This is a genomic window from Streptococcus mitis (assembly GCF_047464035.1).
In the GTDB taxonomy this organism is placed as follows: Bacteria; Bacillota; Bacilli; order Lactobacillales; family Streptococcaceae; genus Streptococcus; species Streptococcus mitis_DX.
Genome location: NZ_JASHCQ010000004.1, coordinates 72,253 through 96,251 on the forward strand (window position 1 = coordinate 72,253; position 23,999 = coordinate 96,251).

The window sequence follows — 23,999 nt, forward strand, 5'->3', positions numbered from 1 at the left end:
CTAGAAGTTCCTATCTAATAGCTCTCGGTATATGTGAGCTACTTTTTCCAGAGAATAGCGAGAGGCCAAAGCTAGATTTTTTTCATTTAATAGATAAAAATCAGGCTGTTCCATCTCTTCTATCTTTTGAATCAACTCTGATTTGGTTTTAAACAAGTTGATAGCATTGGACTGGCCAGCATAGAAACGATGGGCAATCTCCACATCCGATAATAAGGCTAACAAACCTTGACTCAAGGCTTCAACACAGGCATTGGCAAATAACTCTGTGTAACTTGCAGACAGATAGCATTGGTGCAGATGATAAGGCACTTCGTTAACGATACCTTTTAATTGAATTATTGGTGGAAGGTTATACTGATTCCGAAGTTGCTGTAATCTTTTTTCCGATCCACCATAAAAGGTAATATGAACATTTGAGCCGCGTTTATACAATTCCGTAAAAACTTCAATAACCAGATCAATATTCTTTATTTCCTCCATATGCCCTACTAAACAATAGTCTAAAATAGGACCAATATCTTTAACTTCCCCTTTCTTTTCTGTAAAAATGGGAGCTAAAAATCTCGCGTTATAATCTAGTTGACGCAATGATTCTGTTAGCGATTCACTTGCAACTAGATAGTTATTCTTTTTCCTTAAATTAGCATGTGATATATTCATTAAAACATTTGAATGAATCACTTCATAGTAATTCTTACCAGTGTTTTCCATATATCTCCATAGACTAGGCTTTGGTATACTTTGTTGATCGCGAATAATTAAGTCTGTATCCTGAGCTATATCAACCAAAAATTTGATAAGTAAATCTTCTTCAGAGTAAATAACTCCATCTTTTCGAAAAATATATTCAGGATAAAATAAAGAAACAGGAGAAGGTTCTATGAATGGGTCTATGAAACGTCCCTCGAGCGCTAAGTCTCCGTTTTTATGAAACCACTGTAACTCTTTTTTCTTAAAACTCTCAAACAGAAATGGACCACTTGTATAATAGTAACGACCTGAGCCATCTCCTAACGTAAGAGAAGAGACAAAACCATCTGCAGTGAGTTCAAGCGTATCACTATCTGATAAATTGAGAGTTTCAGGCTTAACCGATAAGGAATCATGCCCTATATCGGAAAAACTATGAGGAACACAGATTAATTCCTTTTCTAAAAATCCAAGTTTTTTTAAATCAGCTTTCCAGTCAGGTCTAACTTGAGGATTTGTCAGAAGATGGAGATAATCTATTCCTAGATATCTTGCTATACGTGCTCGATAAAACTGAGTAGTTTCAAAACCATATCTCTGTATTTCTGTAAAAGAATGAAGCGTAATAATTCTTGACATATTTCTCTCCCCTATTTTCATTTGACAAAAGTGAAAAATCTCCCCTCACAAAAGGGAGAAAAGATTTTTCATCTCTTAAAATTGAAGTTCTGATAGAGTTACTTTAAAATAATAATTTTCTATCAGTATCATCAAATCTCGATATAAAATAATTTCTTATAAAAATTCCAAATATAGTAGTATAGAATATTTTATTTAGAAGCTATTAAAAATCAAATCATGCTCAATAATCTATTTGAAAATAATTAAATAGATGCCCTGAATGATTACATAGATAACATAACATTGAGATTATTCTGATTCTTCTTTTTTCTTAAATAACCCTAATGCCAATCCTGTTACCATAGCTAGTAATCCCATAGTTGATCCATTAGTATCTTTTTCTGTACCAGTATTTGGTAGTTTTTCTTCTGATGTCTTTGATTCTGGCTGGATACTATTTGAATTTTCTGGTTTTGGTTCTGGCTTAGGCTCTGGTTTAGGCTCTGGCTTAGGCTCTGGTTTAGGCTCTGGTTTTGGTTCTGGCTTAGGCTCTGGTTTAGGCTCTGGTTTAGGCTCTGGTTTTGGTTCTGGCTTAGGCTCTGGTTTTGGTTCTGGCTTAGGCTCTGGTTTTGGTTCTGGCTTAGGCTCTGGTTTTGGTTCTGGCTTAGGCTCTGGTACGGCTTTTTCCAGAATGTAAACATAAGTGACTTCAAGAGTTTGACCTGCTACAACCTTGCCTGTTTCATCACCTTTAGTACTTTGAGGAACCAGTTTATATACTTTACCATCTGCTGTAGTTATGCTTGTTGGTTTTTGATCTCTTGTATCGTAGTCAGTTCCGGCTTTGGCATTATCAGTATCCGTAACCGTTGGAGTCACTGGTTGTTGATTTTCATTGGTTCCTTGAAGAGGATTGCCTTCTGTATCAACATAATGAACAAGGACTGAACCGGCTTTTTCATAGACATAGGTTACTTCTGTTGTTCCTTCTACTACGTCTCCTGTTTCAGGTTTAGAACCGTCTTTAAGAGCTTTTTCTGTTAAGTAGTAAACAATTCCGGATTTTTCGATTTTCTCTGGTTTATTATCAGTTGTATCGTATTTAGCGTTTAGAGAGGCACCTTTAGTGTCTTCTTTATCTTCAGCAATTACGTTACCTTCTGTATCAACGTAGTGAACCACTACATCACCAGTTACTTCTTTATAAACGTAAGTAACTTCTGTTGTTCCTTCTGTTACTTTTCCGTTTTCAGCACCTTTAGTTGCAGTTGGTACTAATGCGTATTTCTTACCATCTTTTGTAGTGATTGTAGCTGGTTTATTGTCAGTTGTATCGTATTTAGCGTTTAGAGAGGCACCTTTAGTGTCTTCTTTATCTTCAGCAATTACGTTACCTTCTGTATCAACGTAGTGAACCACTACATCACCAGTTACTTCTTTATAAACGTAAGTAACTTCTGTTGTTCCTTCTGTTACTTTTCCGTTTTCAGCACCTTTAGTTGCAGTTGGTACTAATGCGTATTTCTTACCATCTTTTGTAGTGATTGTAGCTGGTTTATTGTCAGTTGTATCGTATTTAGCGTTCAGAGAAGCACCTTTAGTATCTTCTTTATCTTCAGCGATTACGTTACCTGCTGTGTCAACGTAGTGAACTACTACATCTCCAGTTACTTCTTTATAAACGTATGTTACTTCAAGAGTTTGTCCTGCTACAACCTTACCTGTTTCATTTCCTTTAGTTGAAGCTTCGACCAATTTGTATACTTTTCCTTCAGCAGTTGTGATACGAGTTGGTTTCATTCCGTTATCAGATGTGTTGTAGTCTGAATTTGGTTTACCATCTTTAGTATCAACAGCGTCTGCTTGAAGTATATTTCCAGCTTCGTCTACATAGTGAACTACTACTTGTCCTGCTTTTTCGTAAACGTAAGTTACTTCTGTTTTACCTTCTACTACGTCTCCGTTTTCTGGTTTAGAATCATCTTTAAGAGCTTTTTCTGTTAAGTAGTACACAGTTCCGTCTTTTTCGATTTTCTCTGGTTTGTTGTCAGTTGTGTCGTATTTAGCGTTTAGAGAAGCACCTTTAGTATCTTCTTTATCTTCAGCGATTACATTACCTTCTGTGTCAACATAGTGAACTACTACGTCTCCAGTTACTTCTTTGTAAACGTATGTTACTGTTTTAGTTTCTCCAGCTACTACTGTACCTGTTTCGTCACCTTTAGTTGATGCTGGTACTAGTTCATATACTTTTCCTTCTGCAGTTGTAATACGGTTTGGTTTCATTCCATTATCAGAAGTGTCGTATGCTGAGCCAGGTCTTCCATCAACAGTATCTTTAGCACCTGAAGCTACATTAGCACCAGCTGGATCAACACCTACTAATGGAGTTCCATCTTCTGTTTGATAGTTAACGACTACTTGTCCTGCTTTTTCGTAAACATAAGTTACTTCTGTTGTACCTTCTACTACGTCTCCAGTTTCTTTAGAACCGTCTTTAAGTGCTTTAGCTGTTAGGTAATATTTAACACCGTCTTTAGTAATTTCATCTTTTTTGTGGTCTGTTGTATCGTATTTAACGTTTAGAGAAGCATCTGTTTCGTCTTTTTCGTCTTCAGCGATTACGTTACCTTCAGTATCTTCATACTTAACGACTACGTTACCTTTTACTTCTTTATACACGTATGTTACTTCTACAGTATCTCCAGCTACTACTTTACCAGTTTCATTTCCGATTGTAGAAGCAGGTACTAATTCGTATACTTTTCCTTCTGCAGTTTTAATACGGTTTGGTTTCATTCCGTTATCAGATGTGTTGTATTCTGTTCCTGGTCTACCATCTGTTGTATCATTATTAGTTTCAGGGACATTATTTCCTTCTGGATCTGTTCCTGATATTGGATTACCTTCTTGATCTGTATAATGAACTACTACTGATCCGGCTTTTTCATAGACATAGGTTACTTCTGTAGTTCCTTCTACAACAAGACCTTCTTCTGGTTTAGAGCCGGCTTTAAGAGCTTTTTCTGTTAAGTAGTAAACAATTCCGGCTTTTTCGATTTTCTCTGGCTTGTTGTCAGTTGTGTCGTATTTAGCGTTTAGAGAAGCACCTTTAGTATCTTCTTTATCTTCAGCGATTACATTACCTTCTGTGTCAACATAGTGAACCACTACGTCTCCAGTTACTTCTGTATAAACATATGTTACTTCAAGTGTTTTTCCTGCTACTACTTGCCCTTCCACAGTTCCAACGTTTTCTCCGTTTGTTACGACTGCTTCGGCAGAGTAAGTTGCATTAGTTGTAGTAGTACCTGCTTTGGTAACTAGTTTATATTTCGTGTTGTTAAATTCAATTGTTGCTGGTTTTTCATCATTTTCAGCTGCGTTATATGCTGTTCCTGCTTTAACATTTGTAGAATCTTGTACAGATGTTTTAATTTCAGTACCGTCTGTATTAATGTATTTGATGACTACTGAACCGGCTTTTTCGTAGACATAAGTAACTTCTTTTGTTTTACCTTCTTCTACTGTTCCAGTAACTGGTGCTGAATCTGCTTTTACTCCGTCATTTGAAGTTGTTAAGTAGTATACTTCTCCAGTTGCTGTTGTAATCTTGTTCGGCTTATTAGCTGGAGTGCTTGCATCATAATTGGTACCATTTGATACATCTGTCGCATTGGCAACAGCTAAACCTTTGTCTTCTACTGTAGTTGGAGTTGTAGCATCATCAAATGTTAATACACCTGTTAATTTCGTACCATCTGATAATTCATATTTAGTCACTACACTTCCTAGTAACTCATACTGATAAGTTACAGTGATTTCGTTCTCTTCTACTGTACCAGCTGCTGGTTTAGATCCTGCTTGTAAACCATCTCTATCAGCAATTAGTCGATAAACTTTTCCATCTGCTGTGGTAATCTTAGATGCTTTTTTACTAGTAACATCATAGTCAGAATTTACACTTGCATCTGTTACAGGTTTTAATCCATCAACTGTTACTTCTTCAGTTGAATTATTAGGCATTGTTGCTGTTCCAGCGATTGGTTGTCCAGCTTTATCAACATACTTCACATTTACTGCTGATTTTTTCTCTTTGTAGACGAATGTTACTACTTTATCAGCTTCTGTTACTGTTCCTGTTTCTGGCGCTGATGTATTGTATAATCCATTATTTTCTTTTACAAGTTCATATACTTTTCCATCTGCTGTTGTAATCTTAGTAGCTTTTTTCTCAGCTACTTTATTATCATAACTTGTGCCTAACTCTGCTTCAGTGACTGCTTTTACTCCGTCTGCTGTTACTGCTTCAGTTGTATTTCCAGGCATTGAAGCTGTTCCTGCTAATGGAGTTCCTTTTTCATCTACGTATTTAACTAGAACATTCCCTTTAGCTTCTTGGTAAACATAAGTGACTTCAAGAGTTTGTCCTGCTACAACCTTGCCTGTTTCATTCCCTCTAGTACTTTGAGAAACCAGTTTATATACTTTACCATCTGCTGTAGTAATGCTTGTTGGTTTTTGATCTCTTGTATCGTAGTCAGTTCCGGCTTTGGCATTATCAGTATCCGTAACTGTTGGAGTCACTGGTTGTTGATTTTCATTGGTTCCTTGGAGAGGATTGCCTTTTGTATCAACATAGTGAACAAGGACTGATCCAGCTTTTTCATAGACATAGGTTACTTCTGTTGTACCTTCTACAACAGGACCTTCTTCTGCTGGTGAAGTTTGGGGAACACCATTTACCGTAGTTTTTGTTCCATTCTCTTTTATATAGTAAACAGAACCATTCGCTTCTAATCTTTGAGGCTTTTCAGTATCGTTTTCTTTCGTATTGTATGTAACGTTTTCTGTATTTTTGCTTGTATTAACAACTACTTCTTGATTATTCGCATCAAGATAGTAAGTTTTTGTTTCAACTTCTACTACCGCATCTACAGTATCCTTATATGAATCTTTAAGAGTTGTCCCGTCTTCTGTTTGATAATGTACAGTAACCGAGCCTTTCTTTTCAACTCTACTAGTTTTTTCAGGACTATAAGTATAGGTAATCGTAGTACGTCCACTACCTAAACGGTAAGCTCTAAGAGGAGTATATTCCGTCTTATAACTATAGCTTTCATAATAACCATGGTTAACGACTGCATTTGTGGAGAAATAGCCACCTCCAATGGATAACTCTTGAAAGTTAACCTGATCACCGCTGAATGCAACATCATCTACAGGGCGTTTTTCGGAATCGAGAGTGCGACTTCTAAATATGTTATCAGCCATCTTTCTGACGTACTCGTATTCGTCTCCTAGAACAAAAAAACTCTTAAAATTGTCTTCAGTATCTTCTAAGTTATACCTTTTTAAATATTTCAAATAGTTATTTAAAAGGGTTTTCGTTTCTGGGATAGTAACAGTATCTGGATTATCTTTGTGCTGCGAAATATAGCTATGAAATCCCTTAATATCATTTATATCTTCAGGAATTTCCATATGATAAACCGATGTATAGGAAATGTTATTCCGACTAGCTGATACATATGTATTTTTTTCTAATACGAAGACATAATCTCCTTCCTTGATACCACCATCTGTAGCGATATTCGTAGAAGTATATTCTTTTGCTGTGGCTTCTCCCGCCTTGAATGTATCTTCTAGCCAGTTATCAGATGTAGTGGCTGGTGTATCGGCTACTACATATTTGTCGTAAGTCCCCTTACCAGTTTCTTCGACAATCCAGGTACGACCTCCTGGTTTAACCCCACTGTGGTTAATTTTCCCATCATTTTGAACAAGACCTTCAGAAGTTAGTTTTGCAGTCACATTTCCAAGAGTAGAGTCAGAGTATGTCCCCCCTCCATCACCTGTGATTTCTACAGTTGGATCCCCAATCTTATGATAGATCGTATTATTTTTTTCAATAGTATCTTTTCCTGCGGCACCGTGCTCTTTTGCCTTGGTTAAATCAGTATCGGTAATTTCGTTACCTTTTAATGATTTGAAGACTTTTCCATATGGTCCGTATACTTCATAATCTACCGAAATTTGTTTTTCAAAGCCTGCATCTTGATTTTTATCTTCTTCTAAAACAGTCCCATCAGTTGATACATACTTGTAGTCTACCTTACCTGTTTTAGTAATTTTATCTGTACCTGTTTCATTCGGTTTTGGATTACGATCAAAATATTTTGAATCATCCTCATAATTATCACTATTAAATTCCACATGTGCTGTATCTACTTTGATAGAACCCTTGCTATTTAATATAGTAGTAGTTCCATCTTTGTTATCGATAATAGCAGCTTCTACAGACTGAGTGTTGACAGACAAAGCGATAGCAGCACCCATAATGAGTCCGAGAGTACCTATTTTTACTGAGTCTGAACGACCATTTTTTAATTTACGAATAGAAAAAATTTCTTTTTTATTTGACAAAATTTTAAACTCCTATATATATATATATTAACCTGAGTAACTAAATGAGAAAGAAAAACAGGTTATTGATTTTAGTATATCATTTTGCTCATAATTAGACAAGTTTGACACCCGAAATATTTTATTTCTTATGTATATTACTGCCTCTAACGTATAATATCAGAAAGAGGGCTGTTAAATAATTTATCGAATATAAAAACATAAAACACATCATATCAAGGTCTTCTTGTCTAGACATGATATAATGCGTCTTTATCTTTTATATTTCTACTCAGACTCCTGAGCTATTTACATCCACCCTGAGGGAATCGAACCCCCATCTCAAGAACCGGAATCTTACGTGATATCCATTACACTAAGGGTGGAAACTTGTTTTATTATAACAGAAATTTGCTCTAATAACAAGTTTTTTTCTAGCCGGATAGCCCGTCTTAGTGAGAAGCATCCCCATTCCAGATAGAGTTTTTCACAATCACATAATCAACGTGTTTAAGGTCAGCAACCTGACGTCCACCTGCATAAGAAATAGCACTTTGAAGGTCTTGTTCCATCTCAGTTAAAGTGTCTTGCAGATGACCTTTAGCAGGAAGCAAGATACGTTTGCCTTCCACATTTTTGTAAGCACCTTTTTGATATTGTGAAGCTGAACCGTAGTATTCTTTGAATTGTTCACCATCGACTTCAATCGTTTTCCCTGGACTTTCAATATGTCCTGCAAAGAGAGAACCAATCATGACCATACTAGCACCGAAACGAATAGACTTAGCAATATCACCGTGAGTACGAATTCCTCCATCAGCAATAATCGGTTTACGCGCAGCCTTGGCACACCAGCGTAGAGCAGCCAACTGCCAACCACCTGTACCAAAACCTGTCTTGACCTTGGTGATACAAACCTTACCAGGACCAATTCCGACCTTAGTGGCATCCGCACCAGCATTTTCAAGTTCACGCACAGCTTCTGGCGTTCCCACATTTCCAGCAATGACAAAAGTATCTGGCAATTCTTTCTTGATGTGTTGAATCATAGAAATCACGCTATCCGCATGACCATGGGCAATGTCAATCGTGATGTATTCAGGAGCATCAGCCTTGAGCTGGCTGACAAAATCATACTCATAATCCTTAACACCGACAGAGATAGAAGCAATGAGCCCTTGATCATGCATGCGTTTAATAAAGGGAATGCGTCCTGCTTCATCAAAACGATGCATAATGTAGAAGTAACCACCTTTAGCCAGTTGCTCTGCTACATTTTCATCCAAAATCGTCTGCATATTAGCTGGCACAACAGGTAGTTTAAAGGTGTGCTTTCCTAGAGTGACACTTGTGTCCGCTTCTGCACGGCTTTTAATCACACATTTATTTGGAATCAATTGAATATCTTCGTAATCGAAAATTGGAAATTCATTTAACATATCGATGTCTCGTTTCTTTTGTAATGACCTACCTATGCTCTCGCATCACTACGTCTTTTCCGACGTTTCCTTAATTAATTATAAATCAAAGTACAGTTTTTGTCAAATAATTTTATAAATTAAAATATAATGTTCGGGTTTTTTGTGATAATAAAAAAGAAAGAGGAGAGATTATTGTCTCCCCACTTCTTCTCTATCCTAATAATACTCGCCCTGACGGTAGTCCCATGAGTTAAAGGTATCTGACAGGTGCATCATGATCTTATCAATGTCAAGCCCTTTACGGATAACCACTGGAGCTGGTGAAGTTGAACGTGCTCCTCCTTGTTCTGGGATAAGTTTGCCGTCTTTATCGACCATAGAGACCATCACACCTTGTTCGTAGCGAGTTTCAATTGTTTTGTCAGGTTGAATGGATGCCACATAGTCGTCTGCCTCGATAACAAGGTCAACTGCTCCTTCGATGCGTTCTCCGATACCTTCTACCTTACCACGGTTTCCTTTTCCAGATGGATTTGCAGATGAGGCGTATACCATCTTGCCTTCTTCCCAAAGTTTGGCAGCCAATTGTTCACCAGCTTTCCCAAACTTGATAACGAAACAGCTAGTACCACGAACGTCCGTCATCAGTTCTTCACGGGCATCACCGTATGCTTTGAGTTTTTCAAAGGCTTCTGGTTTCCATGGAAGGATACAACCAAGAAGAATATCTTCATCCCAATGTTTTTGGTAAAAGGCTTCAATTTCTGGGTTAAGTTGTGCTAAAGCGCGAAGCTCATCCATGCTACCGCAGAGAACAACACCTGGTTTGTTACGGTTACGTTCTTTGGCTTCAAACTTACGTTCAAGACCAGCCTTGTCACTAGTCATGATGATGTAACCAACTTTTGTAGGACAAACGATACATCCGCCCTCACCTTTTAAAATGTCATATCCTTCTTGTGAAAGTGTTCCGTTCCATTGAATGTGTTTTGTCATAGTTCTATTTCCTTTTCTATTTTTCTAATCCTGCCAGTAGGCTGGTCGTTGTTTTTCATAAGCAGAAATCAAGTCTTCATACTGCAAGGTAATTCCAATATCATCCAAACCATTTAAGAGCTTGTGTTTCCATTCGCTATCGATTTCGAAAGTGAATTCTCCAACTGGGGAAATGATTTTCTGTTGTTCCAAGTCCACAGTTACCTGGTCAGTCGGTTTGAGCTGAGCTAGTTTCTCTCTAATCTCTCTAGGCTGAACAATTGGTAACATGCCATTATTGAGTTCATTATTGTAATGAATGTCCCCAAAAGACCCTGCAATCACGACCTTAAAACCATAGTCCGCTAGAGCCCAAGCTGCATGTTCCCTCGAAGAACCTGCCCCAAAGTTATCCCCTGAGATAAGAATACTGGCTTTACGATATTCAGGCTGATTAAAGACAAAGTCAGGATCCTCAGTATACTTGTCGTCCAGATAACGCCAAGCATACATGAGGTACTTACCAAAGCCTTTTTTATCAATCAACTTGAGAAACTGCTTGGGTAGGATTTGGTCGGTGTCGATATTATCATTCATGAGAGGAACGGTCGTTCCCGTATAAACTGTAAATTTCTCCATATCCTCTCCTTACTGGGCTTCTGGCATTTGCCGAACATCTACGAAACGCCCTGCAATAGCTGCCGCAGCTGCCATAGCTGGACTACAGAGATGAGTCTTAGCGCCAAAGCCTTGTCTGTCTTCAAAGTTTCGATTGCTGGTTGAGGCGCAGTGAACACCATCAGGGACCTTGTCTGGATTCATCCCTAGGCACATAGAACAACCTGGATCTCTCCACTCAAAACCAGCGTCTAGGAAAACCTTGTCCAAGCCCAACTTCTCAGCAGCTCGTTTGACAGGACGAGAGCCTGGGACTACGATAGCCGTTAAGTTAGGAGCAATCTTCTTCCCTTTAACAAATCGCGCAGCCAGTTGCAAGTCGCTGAGACGAGCATTAGTACAAGAACCGATAAAGATATAGCCTAGTTCAATATCAGCTGGCTTTTGACCAGGCTCCAAGTCCATGTAATTGTAGGCTCGCTCATCATTCATATCCTTAATTTCTGGGAATCTACTGTCAAAGTCAACCCCCATAGCAGGGTTGGTTCCCCAGGTCACCATAGGAGCCAAGTCTGAAACATCCATCTGGATAACCTTATCGTAAACGACATTCTCATCACTGACAAGGGTCTTCCAATCTGCCACAGCCTCTTCAAAGTCCTCTGGAACACATTCCCGTCCTTTGAGATAATCATAGGTGGTTTGATCTGGATTCATGATTCCCATCTTGGATCCAAACTCGATGGACATATTGCAGATGGTCATTCGTTCTTCCATGCTCAGTGCATCAATAGCTTGTCCACGATATTCCACCACGTAGCCAACGCCGCAAGCAACGCCGTACTTGGCAATCAAAGCTAAAATGAAATCCTTGGAATAAACTCCTTTTTGAGGAACACCAGTGAATTCCACCAGCATTTTCTTGGGTTTGACCTGCCAGAGGGTCTGTGTCGCAAAGACATGTTCGACCTCACTGGTCCCAATTCCAAAAGCGATCGCTCCGAAAGCCCCGTGGGTTGCTGTATGGCTATCCCCACAGACGATGAATTTCCCTGGTTGAGTTCTTCCTGTTTCTGGACCAACCATGTGAACGATTCCTTGCTTTTCAGAACCGTGGGCAGCATGTTCGATCCCAAATTCCTCAACATTTTCAGCAAGCTTATCAATTTGTACCTTAGAAATCACATCTCGAATATCGTAGATATTGACTGTCGGGACATTGTGGTCAAAGGTTCCAAATGTCAAGTCTGGTCGTCTCAATCTACGACCTGCGTCTCGTAATCCTTGAAATGCCTGAGGGCTGGTCACTTCATGAATATAGTGCTGGTCCACATACATGAGTTGGGGTTGCCCCTCTTCTCCTGTGATGACATGACGGTCCCACAATTTATCAAAAATCGATTTTCCTGCCATCCATTACCTCCAAATAAAATATAAGGCTACTAGTGTGGTCACCATCCCAAGAAACCAAACTGTTTTAAAGTACCATTTTCGAGTCTTGTGATGAAAGATGATTCCTGCTAACCAAGCACCAAAACCACCACAAGTAAAGGCTAAAATAAGTAAGATTTTCTCAGGGATGCGCCAAGCTCTTCTCCTCGCCTTGGATTTGTCAATGCCATAAATCAAGAAAATGATGACATTCCAAATCAAAAGGACTAGAGTAATTTTTTCGTCTAACTTCATAACCTTGCGATAATAGCTTCCGTCATTTCCTTGGTCGAAGCCTGTCCTCCTATATCTCTCGTTAATGTACCAGCTGCCAAACTTGCCTCAACAGCACGCTCGACACGCTCTGCATCCTCATAACGTCCAAAGCTGTCTCTCAGCATCATGGCCACTGATAAAATCATGGAAATAGGATTGGCAATTCCTTGACCTGCAATATCAGGTGCTGAACCGTGAATAGGTTCATAGAGACTTGGTCCATTTTCAGAATGACTGGCTGATGGCATAACCCCAAGTGTGCCAGATAGAACGCTTGATTCATCAGATAGAATATCTCCGAAAAGATTCTCCGTCACGATGACATCAAACTTAGCAGGATTAGTAATCATAAGCATGGAAGCTGAGTCGACTAGCTGGTGTTCCAAGGTCACATCTTGGAAATCCTTTGCGACCTTCTCAGCTACTTTCCGCCAGAGTTTTGATGTTGCCAACACGTTTTGCTTATCAATACTGGTAAGGATTTTTCTCCGACTTCTTGCGATTTCAAAGGCTTTGCGAATAATCCGCTCCACTTCCTCATAGCTATAGTCGTTAATATCACGCGCTTTTCTTTCTTCAAGAATATGATCCCCAAAGTAAATCCCGCCTGTCAACTCCCGCACAACGACAAAGTCCACCCCAGCAATTCGTTCTGATTTTAGTGGTGACAAATGCTTGAGACTCTCAAAAATCTTAACAGGGCGAATATTAGCATAGAGATTGAGTTCCTTACGGAGAGCTAGCAAGCCTTGTTCAGGCCGAACCGTTGCACTATCATACTGGGGACTACCGATAGCCGCTAGGAGAATGGCATCTGCTTCACGACATGCCTTGAGAGTTTCATCAGGTAAGGGATGCCCTGCTGCATCGATACCTGCACCTCCAAAAGGTCGTCTATCAATCTCATAGTCAAAACCTGTTTTTTCAGCTAGAGCTTCCAGAACCTCTAAACTAGCCTCCATGATTTCTGGGCCGATTCCGTCCCCTGCTAGAGCTACTATTTTCTTTGTCATAGGCTTCTCCTTTACACACTAGGCATATCGCGGTAAGAAACACTGCGTCCCATCTCACCAGCATTCTCTTTTTGAACAAAGGTATTAGCATTGATGTAGGCAATAGCAGATGCTTTCAGTACATCGAAATCAAGCCCTGCTGCGTTAAAGATGGTTTCCGTATCTCTGTTTTCAACAGTGACTAAGACCCGAGCTTGAGCATCAATTCCATCCGTCACAGCGTCAATAGTATAGGACACCAAACGAACGGATTGGTTAAAGAACTTATCGATAGCGTTAAATATAGCTTCAACAGAGCCTTGTCCTGTCGCATTGAACTCGACTTTCTCACCATCCATATTGGCTAGGCTAACGAGTGCTTCAATGTCATTATCTGCATGAGTTTGAAGTTGTAAATCATCAAAGTGGAAACCTTCTGGATTTTCAACCATGGTTCCAGCTACCAGAGCACGAATATCTGCATCTGTGATTTCTTGCTTTTTATCAGCCAGCGCCTTGAACTTAGCAAAAAGTGGTTTGATATCCTCTTCTGTAAAATCTAGGGCCAATTCTCTCAGTTTCTCAACAAAAGCATGACGTCCAGATAATTTTCCAAGCGGAAGGCTATTACTCTTGACACCGACCAATTCAGGAGTGATGATTTCATAGGTAAGAGGATTTTTAAGGACTCCATCTTGGTGAATACCAGATTCGTGAGAAAAGGCATTACCACCAACCACAGCCTTGTTTTTAGGAACTGGAATACCAGAGAAGCGAGAAACCATTTCTGACGTATTGATGGTTTCATTTAAAACAATACTAGTTTCTGCTTGATAGTAATCTTGGCGAATATTGAGCGCAACTGCTATTTCTTCTAAAGCAGCATTTCCAGCTCGCTCCCCGATACCATTGATGGTTCCTTCGACCCGTCCTGCCCCATTCTTAACAGCAGCAAGGCTATTAGCTACTGCCATTCCGAGGTCATCATGACAGTGTGGTGAATAGATAATCTGACGATCTGTCTTGACATTCTCAATCAAGTATTTGAAGATAGCACCGTATTCCTCTGGTGTGGTAAATCCTACCGTATCAGGGATATTGATATAAGACGCCCCTGCATCAACCGCTGTTTGAACAACTTGCAAGAGGAAATCCAACTCTGTTCTGGTCGCATCCTCTGGAGAGAACTCGACAACCTCAAACTTAGAACAGGCATAGGAAACATGCTCACTAATTGCTTCCAAAATCTCTTCCTTGCTCTTATTGAGCTTATACTTACGATGAATCGGACTTGTAGCAATAAAAACGTGAACTTGTGGATACTTGGCGTCCTTGAGGGCCTCATAACAAGCATCAATATCAGACTTGACCGAACGTGCCAAACCAGTCACCGCCGTTTTCTTCAAGACCTTAGCAATCTCCTGCACTGCCGTAAATGAGTCTGGGCTAGCCGCTGGAAAACCAGCTTCGATGGCTGAAATACCCCATTTCTCCAGCTGTCTTGCTATGGCAATTTTTTCCTTGATTGAAAAGTTAACACCTGGTGTCTGTTCTCCATCCCGAAGGCTGGTATCTAGAAATTCAACTGTTCTCATAAGATTTCCCCTTTTCCAAATGTGGTTTTAAAAAAACATCTCGCTTAGAAGTCCAAGCGAGATGTTGATTCACTCCCGCTTGGTAAGCCAAACAGGACTAATGCTTTTTGCACTAGCCCGAGTACCTCAACAACAAAGCGAATTGATTAAACTTAGCTGTTTTCATATTTGACTTTCTCCTTCGTTTGATATCTTGTTTAGTATTTTAGCATAGGCAAAAGTACTTGTCAAGAAAAAATCCAATATTTTCTGAAAATTTCTTCAGTAAAGAATATTTTGCTAATTGAAAGTTCTTGAAAAATCTTGAAATGTTTCATTTTTTAGTGGTTAAGTTCCAACTTTTTTCTATCAATTCCAGTACTTCTTCATCTGATAAAGTATCATCAAGCGCCACACTAATCCAGTAGCGTTTATTCATATGAAAAGCTGGATAAATGCCCTTTTTTGAAAGCAAATCAGCTACTTGGTCATGTTTGAGATTGACTGCTTCCACTTGACCTTCTCTTCCCTTTTCCAACTTATCCCAAGAGATTTTCATCAAGACGGCATACCACTTTTGATTGCCTTCATGTCTTAAGACTGCCGTATCAGGCGATTTCTCCCACAAATACTCCAACTGATTACCATACTTTTCCTGAACTTGAGCCATGATACTCTTAGTCTGAGGACAAATAAAATCTTGTACCTCAAAACAAGCCTTCCGAATCTGGTAAAGAATCTCTAGACAAGCCTCACGGACATTTCCGACAAAACTTCCCCTCATGCTTTCCATATGGACTTGTGGATAGAGGTCACCGGTTTCCTGGTCAAAGACTTGAAAGCTCACATTATCAGCAGTAATGGACACAGTCATGACAAAGTCACCTTGCAAAATCTGGCAACTATAGGTCCAAACTCCCCTATTTTCTACAAAACCATAAACATGAGCCTTTTCTTTATTAAATTGATAGGATTTAAAAATTTCAAACATAAGTGAAAACTGCTACCCTAAGCAGCAGTTCCTTTCTATTTTTTAAAAGACAACCTTGGTTCCATGCAATTGTGTCACACCTAGCTGATCGATAAAGGTTTGACGGTTGTCAAGGTCAATTCCCCCACCAGGTAGAATTTCAATTTTACCTTTAGCATGCTCTAAAATTCTGTGATAGTGAGCAAAGCGTTTCTCTAGCGAATCTCCAGACACACCAGCGCGAGTTAGGATACGAGTTACTCCAGCTTGGCTGAGCCAGTCAATAGCTTCCAGTTGATCATCATCACTCAATTCATCAAAGGCCATGTGGAAGACAATTTCCATTCCTTTTGATGCAGTAATTAACTTTTCAAGATTAGGTTTATCCAACTTCTTATCAGCAGTTAAAGCTCCAAATACAACTCCTTGACTTCCAGCCTGAGCAGTTAAACGAATGTCTTCTAGCATGATTACTATTTCAAGATTATTATAAACAAAGTCACCACCACGTGGACGAATCATAGTCATGATGGTTGTATCGTAGTTAACTGCCAGTTCAACCGCTGCCTTAGTCACTCCATAGCTGGGTGTTGTCCCACCAACTGCAAGATTATCACAGAGTTCGATTCGACGAGCTCCAGCCTGCATCGCTTTTTCAAGCAAGGTCACATTTTCAGCACAAAATTCGTAAATCATTTGATTCTCCTTGAATATTACTTTAAATTTATTATATCATATTGTTGTAAATATGCTTTCATTTATATCAAGGAAAATTGCTACTATTTTTTATTCTTTGTCCGGAATAACCTTGAAGAGATAATAAGTGATAAAGATGGTCAAAGCTCCCAGACCGATTTTGACTGGTAAGAGAGGGGCAAAATAAATAGAAATTCCCATCAAGATGTAGATAGATACGATGATTTTTTTCTTACGTTCACGCGCAATGGACTTGGTCTCGCGAAAATCAGCTACATAGCTCTGATAGAGCTTGGTATGATAAAGCCAGTCTTCGAAACGCTTGGAACTTCTTGAGAAACAAGCAATAGACAGTAAAAGAAAAGGTGTTGTAGGCAACAAGGGTAAAACAACCCCAACAATAGCCAAGGCTAGTGATAAAAAACCAATAATAAGATAGATAAGACGCATAACTTCTCCTAATTAAAATAATCTTCTTCTAGTTTCGCATACAATGATGAATTTTGTCAAGTTCCAACCAAAAAGAGCCTGAAATTCACTTTCAGGACTCTCCTCTTATTTAATCTTTTCTTCTTCGTAGTCGCCATTACTACAAACAACCTGCTTGCCACCACCACGGACTTTTTTCTCCATGAGGAAGTTGCCACATTTTGGACATTCACGACCAACAGGCTTGTCCCAAGAGGTAAATTCACATTCTGGATAGCGATTGCAACCATAGAAGAGGCGGTTACGCTTGGTTTTACGCTCAATGATTTGTCCTTGATGACAACTTGGACACTCTACACCAATCTCTTTCACGATTGCTTGGGTATGACGGCAATCTGGGAAATTGCTACAAGCGTAGAACTTACCAAAACGACCAAGTTTAATGACCATTGGACTACCACACACTTCACAGTCAAATCCAGCTGGTTCATCCTTGATTTGGATTTTCTCCATTTCTTCTTCAGCCTTAGAGACCTCTTTAGAGAATGGTTTGTAAAAGGCATCAATGACACGTTGCCACTGCTCTTTTCCCACTTCGACATCATCCAGTTTACCTTCCATTTCGGCTGTGAAGGTTACGTTTACGATATCTGGGAAATATTCAACGATGAGCTTGTTAACAATTTCTCCCAACTCTGTCGGTTCAAATCGTTTGGCTGCAAGGCGAACATAATAACGTTTCTGAATGGTTTCAATGGTTGGTGCGTAGGTTGACGGACGACCAACCCCATTTTCCTCCAAGGTCTTGATCAGTGTCGCTTCAGAATAACGAGCAGGCGGTTGAGTGAAATGTTGCTCTGGTTTGCTATTAACCTGCTTAACCACATCTCCAACAGCCATGTCTGGTAACATCTTATTCTTATCAGAATCATTATAAATGGCAAGATAACCATCAAACTTAACCTGACTACCATTAGCAGCAAATTGAACCCCATTTTGAGACAATTTTACAGCCATGGTATCAAAGACAGCAGCTGTCATCTGGCTCGCTACAAAACGATTCCAGATAAGAGTATAAAGCTTGAGCTGATCCTTGTCCAGATACTTAGCAATACTTTCAGGTGTATTAAAAACGCTAGACGGGCGAATAGCCTCATGGGCATCCTGAGCACCTGAAGCATTTTTAACCTTGCTACCATGCTTAGAATACTTGCTACCAAAACGATCCGTAATGAAACTTGCAGCTTCATTTTGGGCTACAGGACTGATACGGGTCGAATCAGTACGCATATAAGTAATCAAACCTTGGACACCAGAACCAATATTAATCCCTTCATAGAGCTGTTGGGCAACCATCATGGTCTTTCGAGTACGGAAATTGATTTTATTGGCAGCATCCATCTGCATAGATGAAGTAGTATAAGGTAATGGAGCATTGCGTTTGCGCTCTTTCTTATCCACCTGATCCACTGAAAAGTCTTTACTAGTCAGACGAGACAAGACTTCCTTGACCTCATCATTGCTAGTCAGTTTCAGCTTTTTGCCGTCTACTCCATAGAAGGAAGCCTGAAATTGCTTGGTTCCCTTTTTAAAGACGCCATCAATTGTCCAGTATTCTTCTGGCTGGAAAGCATTGATTTCATTTTCACGGTCAATGATGAGTTTAAGGGCAATGGACTGGACGCGCCCTGCTGATAAGCCCTTCTTGACCTTCTTCCACAAAATAGGCGAAATCGAATAGCCTACCAAGCGGTCCAAGACACGGCGTGCCTGTTGGGCATCAACCAAGTCCATATCAATCTTGCGTGGCTCTTTGAAAGCATTTTTGACCGCATCCTTGGTGATTTCATTGAAGACCACACGGTTGGCATCATTTTCATCCAAGTTGAGAATATGGGCCAAATGCCAAGAAATCGCTTCTCCTTCACGGTCCGGGTCACTCGCCAGAAAGACTTTATTAGCTTTTTTGGCTTCTTTTTTCAAGTCATTGATAAGAGGTCCTTTTCCTCGGATATTGATATATTGCGGTTCATAATTATTTTCAATATCGACTGACATACTGGATTTCTTCAAATCACGGATATGGCCGACACTGGCTAAAACCTTGTAGTTTCTGCCTAGATATTTCTCAATCGTTTTGGCCTTAGCAGGCGACTCCACGATTACTAGATTTTTTTTAGCTGTTGATTTTTTCTTTTTTGTTGCCGTAGCCACAGTATCACACCTTTTCAAAGTAATAAACTTTATAAAGTGTAAACCATTTTGCCATAACTGTCAAGACTTAGCTACTATAATAGAAGAAAAGTTTATCTAGTAAGCGGACTTTCTTCTTATACTCAATGAAAATTAAAGAGCAAACTAGGAAACTTACCGCAGGTTGCTCAAAGCACTGCTTTGAGGTTGCAGATGAAACTGACGAAGTCAGTAACCATACCTACGGCAAGGTGAAGCTGACGTGGTTTGAAGAGATTTTCGAAGAGTATTAAAATTCAAATTCCGCAAGAACATCCTTCCCACTGGTGACCAATTTTGCCCCTTCTTGAATCAAATGATGGCAACCGTCTGATAGTCCATCTAAAATACTTCCAGGAATAGCAAAAACATCGCGTCCTTCTTCCATTGCCCTCTCACAGGTAATGAGACTACCTGAGCGCATCTTAGCCTCTGCTACAATCACACCTCGACAAAGTCCAGCAATGATGCGATTACGGGCAGGAAAATGAAATTTTAGAGGTTGTTCACCAAGTCCATATTCACTAAGAATCAGATGGTCATTGCCGATGTAGTCTTGCAAACGTTTATTGGCTTTAGGATAAAACACATCCAAACCTGTTCCAATCACTGCAATGGTTTTTCCACCATTCTGAAGAGCTGCCATATGAGCTACTGTGTCAATTCCCTTGGCTAATCCACTGACGATAACCAGTTCATTTTCCATGCCCTGAATGACTTTTTCAACTGACTTAGCCCCCTGTTTGCTACAAGCACGACTTCCCACGACTGCTACCTTAGGAAATTTCAAGAGGTCAAGATTTCCCTTGTAAAATAAAAGCACAGGCGCATCGTATATTTCACTTAAATCCCAAGGATAACAGTCGTCTAAAATAGAGAAAGATGGAAATTTTTGAAACTCCTTCTCCAAATGCTTATCGTCTATCTGAAAATAACGTTCCATAAAAACTGCTGGATTTCGGCAACCTGATATTTCTGCGATATCACCCAACAAAAGTTCTTGATCGACATTTTCACCGTATTCTAGGACTTTCAAAATCTGTTGATTGGTTAAACCTGATTTTTTTAACTTATAGATTTCATAGTTTGTGATTTTCATAAATATCTCCATTTCTTTTTCTACTCATCTATTTATTCGTAAAAAATCAAAAAAACATCCGACTATTTTAGCCAGATGTTGGGATCTTTAATTCTCGTTTTTAAGAATTTCTTCTAATTTATGATAATCTTGGACACTATCGATCTCATAGATGCTATTGCCTTCTAATTCTTCAACATAGACATCTAGCTCTTTGATGTTATCCTTAACCATATTGTCCCAGTAGAGATCAACAAATTCACCACTTGCATAAGCCTTATCGATAAAGCTAACAATCTTTTCTGCAGTTGGAGCATCCCAGAAGGATACACCACTAAGGATACGACCTGCCTTGCTATCAACAATAATGTCTTGAACCTTGTAGTCATCTCCATAGACCAAGAACCATTCGTTGGTACAATCTTCACGATAAACACTAAAATAAGTCGAACGTGTCAAATCATTGCGGAACATATTTTTGAAGAGATAGTTATCCGCATCAATAACATAACTGTTAGCTAATTCTTCTTTTACAAGATAGAGAGAGTAAAAGTTATTGTAGTCAGCGTATTTATCATTGAAAACGAGGCGAACACCGTATTTTTCTTTTAAGTAATCGAATTGTTCTTTAAGATAACCAACAATGATGATGATGTCATTGATACCTTTTTCTTTTAGAAACTCAATTTGGTATTCAATCAAAGGTTTTTGATTAACCTGAACCAAGGCTTTAGGGGTATTTTCAGTCATAGGACGCAAGCGAGTTCCCAATCCCGCTGCTAAGATAATGGCTTTCACACGAATCTCCTTTATTCTTTAATAATAATATAAACTCCAGCAATAACAACAAGTGACGTAATAATTGTCAGCATATCTAGCGGTGCACCCAAGAAAACAACTGCGAACAAGACAGTCCAAACTACATAACTCACGTTCAAGCCTGTAGCCTTGGCTGGTTGCAAGCGATTGATAGCAATATAATAAGCCAAGTAGGAAATCATATCAAAGGCTGCAAAGACAATCATAAGACCTAGCAATTGTCCATTAGCTGCTTCAGCAAATGACTGATGAGAGAAGAGCACAATCACAAGATAGGACAAGAATGAAGTTACTTGACGGATTAAGAGGGCTTCGATTTCACTCAATTCACTTTCCATGGCAAAAGAGCTAAGAACACTCTCACTTCCCCATGCAATAGCACAAACTAAAGCACAAACAATCCCAATGTAGAAAGAATTAACCTGTTCAACCTTATAAGTTTGAGCAATAATCCCTGCAATAATCAAGACAATCCCAAACACAGTATTTTTCGAAATCTTGTGCTTCAAAAAGAAGAAAGCCAATAAAACTGAAATCGCAGGATAAATAGCCGATACAGATGAAGCTAAGGAACTTCCGATATACTTAACCGCATAAAGATTGGCCTGCATACCGATAGGACCTGCTAATAAGGCTCCGATGATAACACTAACATTGCGAATATTTAAGAAAATTGAGAGACGAACTTTTCCTTCTTTCACCAAGAGAAAAGCTAGTAAGATAAAGATACTCAAGAAATCGTGAGCAGCGGCCACCACAAAGGGCGACAAATCTGTAAAAATCGAAAAGATATAAGCACTAATCGTTAGACCTAAACCCCAGAAAATACCTGAGAGTAGACCAAAAGAAACTCCATTTTTATTTTTCATCTAAACCTCCATAATATGACAAACCTTTAACAGCTCTTTGGTAACGACTCACACCATAGTCACCAAAATCTGCACCTTGCTCTTCTTTGTAGACTGTCCATAGACTCCAAATAGCATCTTGCAAAATTTTATAGATTGCAATCTTTTCACGAGAGACAGGTGTTTGCTCACTCTCATAGTGAGATAAGAAAGCTTCTTCCTCTTGGGAAGTGAATTCAGACTCTAAAAAGAGAGCAGCCAAATCCCACATTGGATCGTTCATTGATGAATATTCCCAGTCAATCAGATATAGACGTCCTTGAGGTGATTCGATAAAGTTTTCAGGTACCAAATCGATGTGACAAGATTTTCTGTCAACACCTAAGTCAGCCAATCTTTTCTCTAAGGAGAAGACTTCTTCTCGAACTGCTTCATAGTTAGCATACGGGATTTTTTCTTCAATTAAGGATTCGTATTTTTTGATTTCTTCAAAAGGAGCAAATTCTCCCCTTAATTCCTTACCAGATGCATGAATGGTTTGTAATATTGGAGCAATTTTGTCAAATTTAGTCTTGATTGACCTTGAATCAAGCGTAATCGCAGATTCGATATACTCATTTACTTTGATACCAGCTTCAATATCAAAAAGATAATTTCTTACATCTAAGTCTAAATCCTTTAGTAGTTCAAGATTGTACTTTTCATCTTGACGATTGATCAGCTTTTCTGTCCCTTTACCAAAGAATTTAACAATGTATTGCTTATTTGTTGTTTTGACCAAATAGTTTTGATTGGTCATTCCCCCCAGTTGTTCAACACTGAGGACTTCCTCTTCTTGACTAAGTAGGGATGAAATTTTTTCTTTAATGATTTTCTCCACAATTAACCTCCAGCACTTATACTTCCCACTTAAACACTGTTTTAAAGGCTGTGTTTAAATCGGTCGCAAAGACACGGTGAATATCTTTAATTTCTCTTACAGGTTCTTCTAGATAAAGGATATTTTTAAGACGATTGGCAAATTTCTTGACTTCCATCATTTGGATTGCATTTTCAAAATCAATGCGACCAGAACGAGAGGACCCAACCAAGAGCAAGCCCTTTTCTAAGGCATCACGAGTATTGAGATTGACTTTATATTCGCTAACTCCCATCATAAGAATCGTTCCCTGAGGACGAATGTAGCGAATCAAGTCATTAATGGCTGGTCCAGTACCATCACCACCACAACACTCAAAAGCGTGGTCAAAGGCCAAATCTTCAGGAATATTGTCAGTGATATAGCATTCTTTGGCAAATGAGAAGAGTTCCAACTTTTCCCAATGACGACCAATAACAACAATCTCTGCTTCTGGCAAAGTATAGTTGATAATATTGGCAACCACAAATGCTAAACTTCCATCTCCGATAACGGCAATTCGGTCCCGCTTGCTATGAGCAAGGGTCAATAGACGATTCATAGCGTGCATACCGACACTGACAAACTCTGTAATGGCTGCAACCGTATCTTCGATAGCATCATAAGCCACCACACGGTCTTTAGGAAGAGAAACAAACTCTCTCATAAAGCCATCAAAGCCACTAGACAAGAAATGAGTCCCTGTCATGTAGTTCTCATAGAATTCTTCATTGCTCTGCATAGGAGGCTGATTAGGAATCATGACAACTTTTTGCCCAACCTCGTAGGTTCCTGTAGGGTCAGAAATAACGGTTCCACATGACTCGTGAATCATTGCCATTGGAAGCTTTTTATTCAAAATCTTCGGATCACGTTTTCCTTGGTAGTAACGCTGATCCGCATGACAGACCGCCATGTAGTTGGGATGGATAAGGATATGATTCTCTTGGTCAATAGCCTCTTTCTGGTATTTGACGTTGATAAACTTGGGCTTAGTCAGTTGACAAATTTGATTAATCATAT

18 protein-coding genes and 1 tRNA gene are annotated in these 23,999 nt (G+C 39.2%); all 19 read right to left on the reverse strand.

What is annotated here, in order from left to right:
* Window positions 1–1,332 (reverse strand): glycosyltransferase, encoded by a 1,332-nt coding sequence (locus tag QM818_RS02585; protein WP_414299876.1) that lies wholly within the window; start codon window positions 1,330–1,332, stop codon window positions 1–3.
* A gap of 291 nt (window positions 1,333–1,623) precedes the next feature.
* Entirely contained in the window at window positions 1,624–7,743 is a 6,120-nt protein-coding gene (locus tag QM818_RS02590) for a MucBP domain-containing protein (RefSeq protein WP_474104533.1), read from the reverse strand.
* Between the two features lie 290 nt (window positions 7,744–8,033).
* Window positions 8,034–8,105, reverse strand: a tRNA-Arg gene (locus QM818_RS02595).
* Between the two features lie 66 nt (window positions 8,106–8,171).
* Window positions 8,172–9,158 carry a GMP reductase gene (locus tag QM818_RS02600; protein WP_049546505.1) on the reverse strand — a complete coding sequence of 329 codons (987 nt, stop codon included), beginning with the start codon at window positions 9,156–9,158 and terminating at the stop codon, window positions 8,172–8,174.
* A 198-nt stretch (window positions 9,159–9,356) separates the two neighbouring features.
* Window positions 9,357–10,136: an L-threonylcarbamoyladenylate synthase gene (locus QM818_RS02605; RefSeq protein ID WP_261100854.1), complete on the reverse strand. Its 780-nt coding sequence runs from the start codon at window positions 10,134–10,136 to the stop codon at window positions 9,357–9,359.
* 24 nt (window positions 10,137–10,160) lie between these two features.
* Window positions 10,161–10,754: a 3-isopropylmalate dehydratase small subunit gene (gene leuD, locus QM818_RS02610; RefSeq protein ID WP_414299878.1), complete on the reverse strand. Its 594-nt coding sequence runs from the start codon at window positions 10,752–10,754 to the stop codon at window positions 10,161–10,163.
* Window positions 10,755–10,763: 9 nt separating this feature from the next.
* Window positions 10,764–12,146 (reverse strand): 3-isopropylmalate dehydratase large subunit, encoded by a 1,383-nt coding sequence (gene leuC / locus QM818_RS02615; protein WP_000907579.1) that lies wholly within the window; start codon window positions 12,144–12,146, stop codon window positions 10,764–10,766.
* 3 nt (window positions 12,147–12,149) lie between these two features.
* Window positions 12,150–12,419: a DUF1294 domain-containing protein gene (locus QM818_RS02620; RefSeq protein ID WP_000762433.1), complete on the reverse strand. Its 270-nt coding sequence runs from the start codon at window positions 12,417–12,419 to the stop codon at window positions 12,150–12,152.
* Complete coding sequence (gene leuB, locus QM818_RS02625) at window positions 12,416–13,453, reverse strand: 3-isopropylmalate dehydrogenase (protein WP_414299879.1); 1,038 nt, start codon at window positions 13,451–13,453, stop codon at window positions 12,416–12,418. Before leuB ends, QM818_RS02620 begins: the two co-directional genes overlap by 4 nt.
* Before the next feature lie 11 nt (window positions 13,454–13,464).
* The gene (locus tag QM818_RS02630) at window positions 13,465–15,027 is read right to left on the reverse strand and encodes a 2-isopropylmalate synthase (RefSeq protein WP_261061709.1); all 1,563 of its coding nucleotides are present in this window, start codon (window positions 15,025–15,027) and stop codon (window positions 13,465–13,467) included.
* Window positions 15,028–15,340: 313 nt separating this feature from the next.
* Window positions 15,341–15,997, reverse strand: coding sequence for an MmcQ/YjbR family DNA-binding protein (locus QM818_RS02635; RefSeq protein WP_414299880.1), 657 nt, complete (start codon window positions 15,995–15,997; stop codon window positions 15,341–15,343).
* Window positions 15,998–16,039: 42 nt separating this feature from the next.
* A complete protein-coding gene (locus QM818_RS02640) occupies window positions 16,040–16,672 on the reverse strand; it encodes a copper homeostasis protein CutC (protein ID WP_414299881.1) in 633 nt (210 codons plus the stop codon).
* 90 nt (window positions 16,673–16,762) lie between these two features.
* On the reverse strand, window positions 16,763–17,122 hold the full coding sequence (locus tag QM818_RS02645; RefSeq protein ID WP_119919762.1) for a YbaN family protein: 360 nt from the start codon (window positions 17,120–17,122) through the stop codon (window positions 16,763–16,765).
* Window positions 17,123–17,227: 105 nt separating this feature from the next.
* Window positions 17,228–19,315 carry a type I DNA topoisomerase gene (gene topA, locus QM818_RS02650; RefSeq protein WP_414299882.1) on the reverse strand — a complete coding sequence of 696 codons (2,088 nt, stop codon included), beginning with the start codon at window positions 19,313–19,315 and terminating at the stop codon, window positions 17,228–17,230.
* Window positions 19,316–19,583: 268 nt separating this feature from the next.
* Window positions 19,584–20,432, reverse strand: a complete 849-nt coding sequence (gene dprA / locus QM818_RS02655) for a DNA-processing protein DprA (RefSeq protein ID WP_414299883.1) — start codon at window positions 20,430–20,432, stop codon at window positions 19,584–19,586.
* Window positions 20,433–20,519: 87 nt separating this feature from the next.
* Window positions 20,520–21,209, reverse strand: a complete 690-nt coding sequence (locus QM818_RS02660; protein ID WP_000643965.1) for a sugar phosphate nucleotidyltransferase — start codon at window positions 21,207–21,209, stop codon at window positions 20,520–20,522.
* Between the two features lie 11 nt (window positions 21,210–21,220).
* The gene (locus tag QM818_RS02665; RefSeq protein ID WP_261081190.1) at window positions 21,221–22,099 is read right to left on the reverse strand and encodes a DMT family transporter; all 879 of its coding nucleotides are present in this window, start codon (window positions 22,097–22,099) and stop codon (window positions 21,221–21,223) included.
* Window positions 22,089–22,958, reverse strand: a complete 870-nt coding sequence (locus QM818_RS02670; protein ID WP_261081189.1) for a phosphotransferase family protein — start codon at window positions 22,956–22,958, stop codon at window positions 22,089–22,091. The genes QM818_RS02665 and QM818_RS02670 overlap by 11 nt, the downstream gene beginning before the upstream one ends.
* Before the next feature lie 16 nt (window positions 22,959–22,974).
* Window positions 22,975–23,997, reverse strand: coding sequence for a ribitol-5-phosphate dehydrogenase (locus QM818_RS02675; RefSeq protein WP_084927334.1), 1,023 nt, complete (start codon window positions 23,995–23,997; stop codon window positions 22,975–22,977).
* Window positions 23,998–23,999 lie beyond the last annotated feature (2 nt).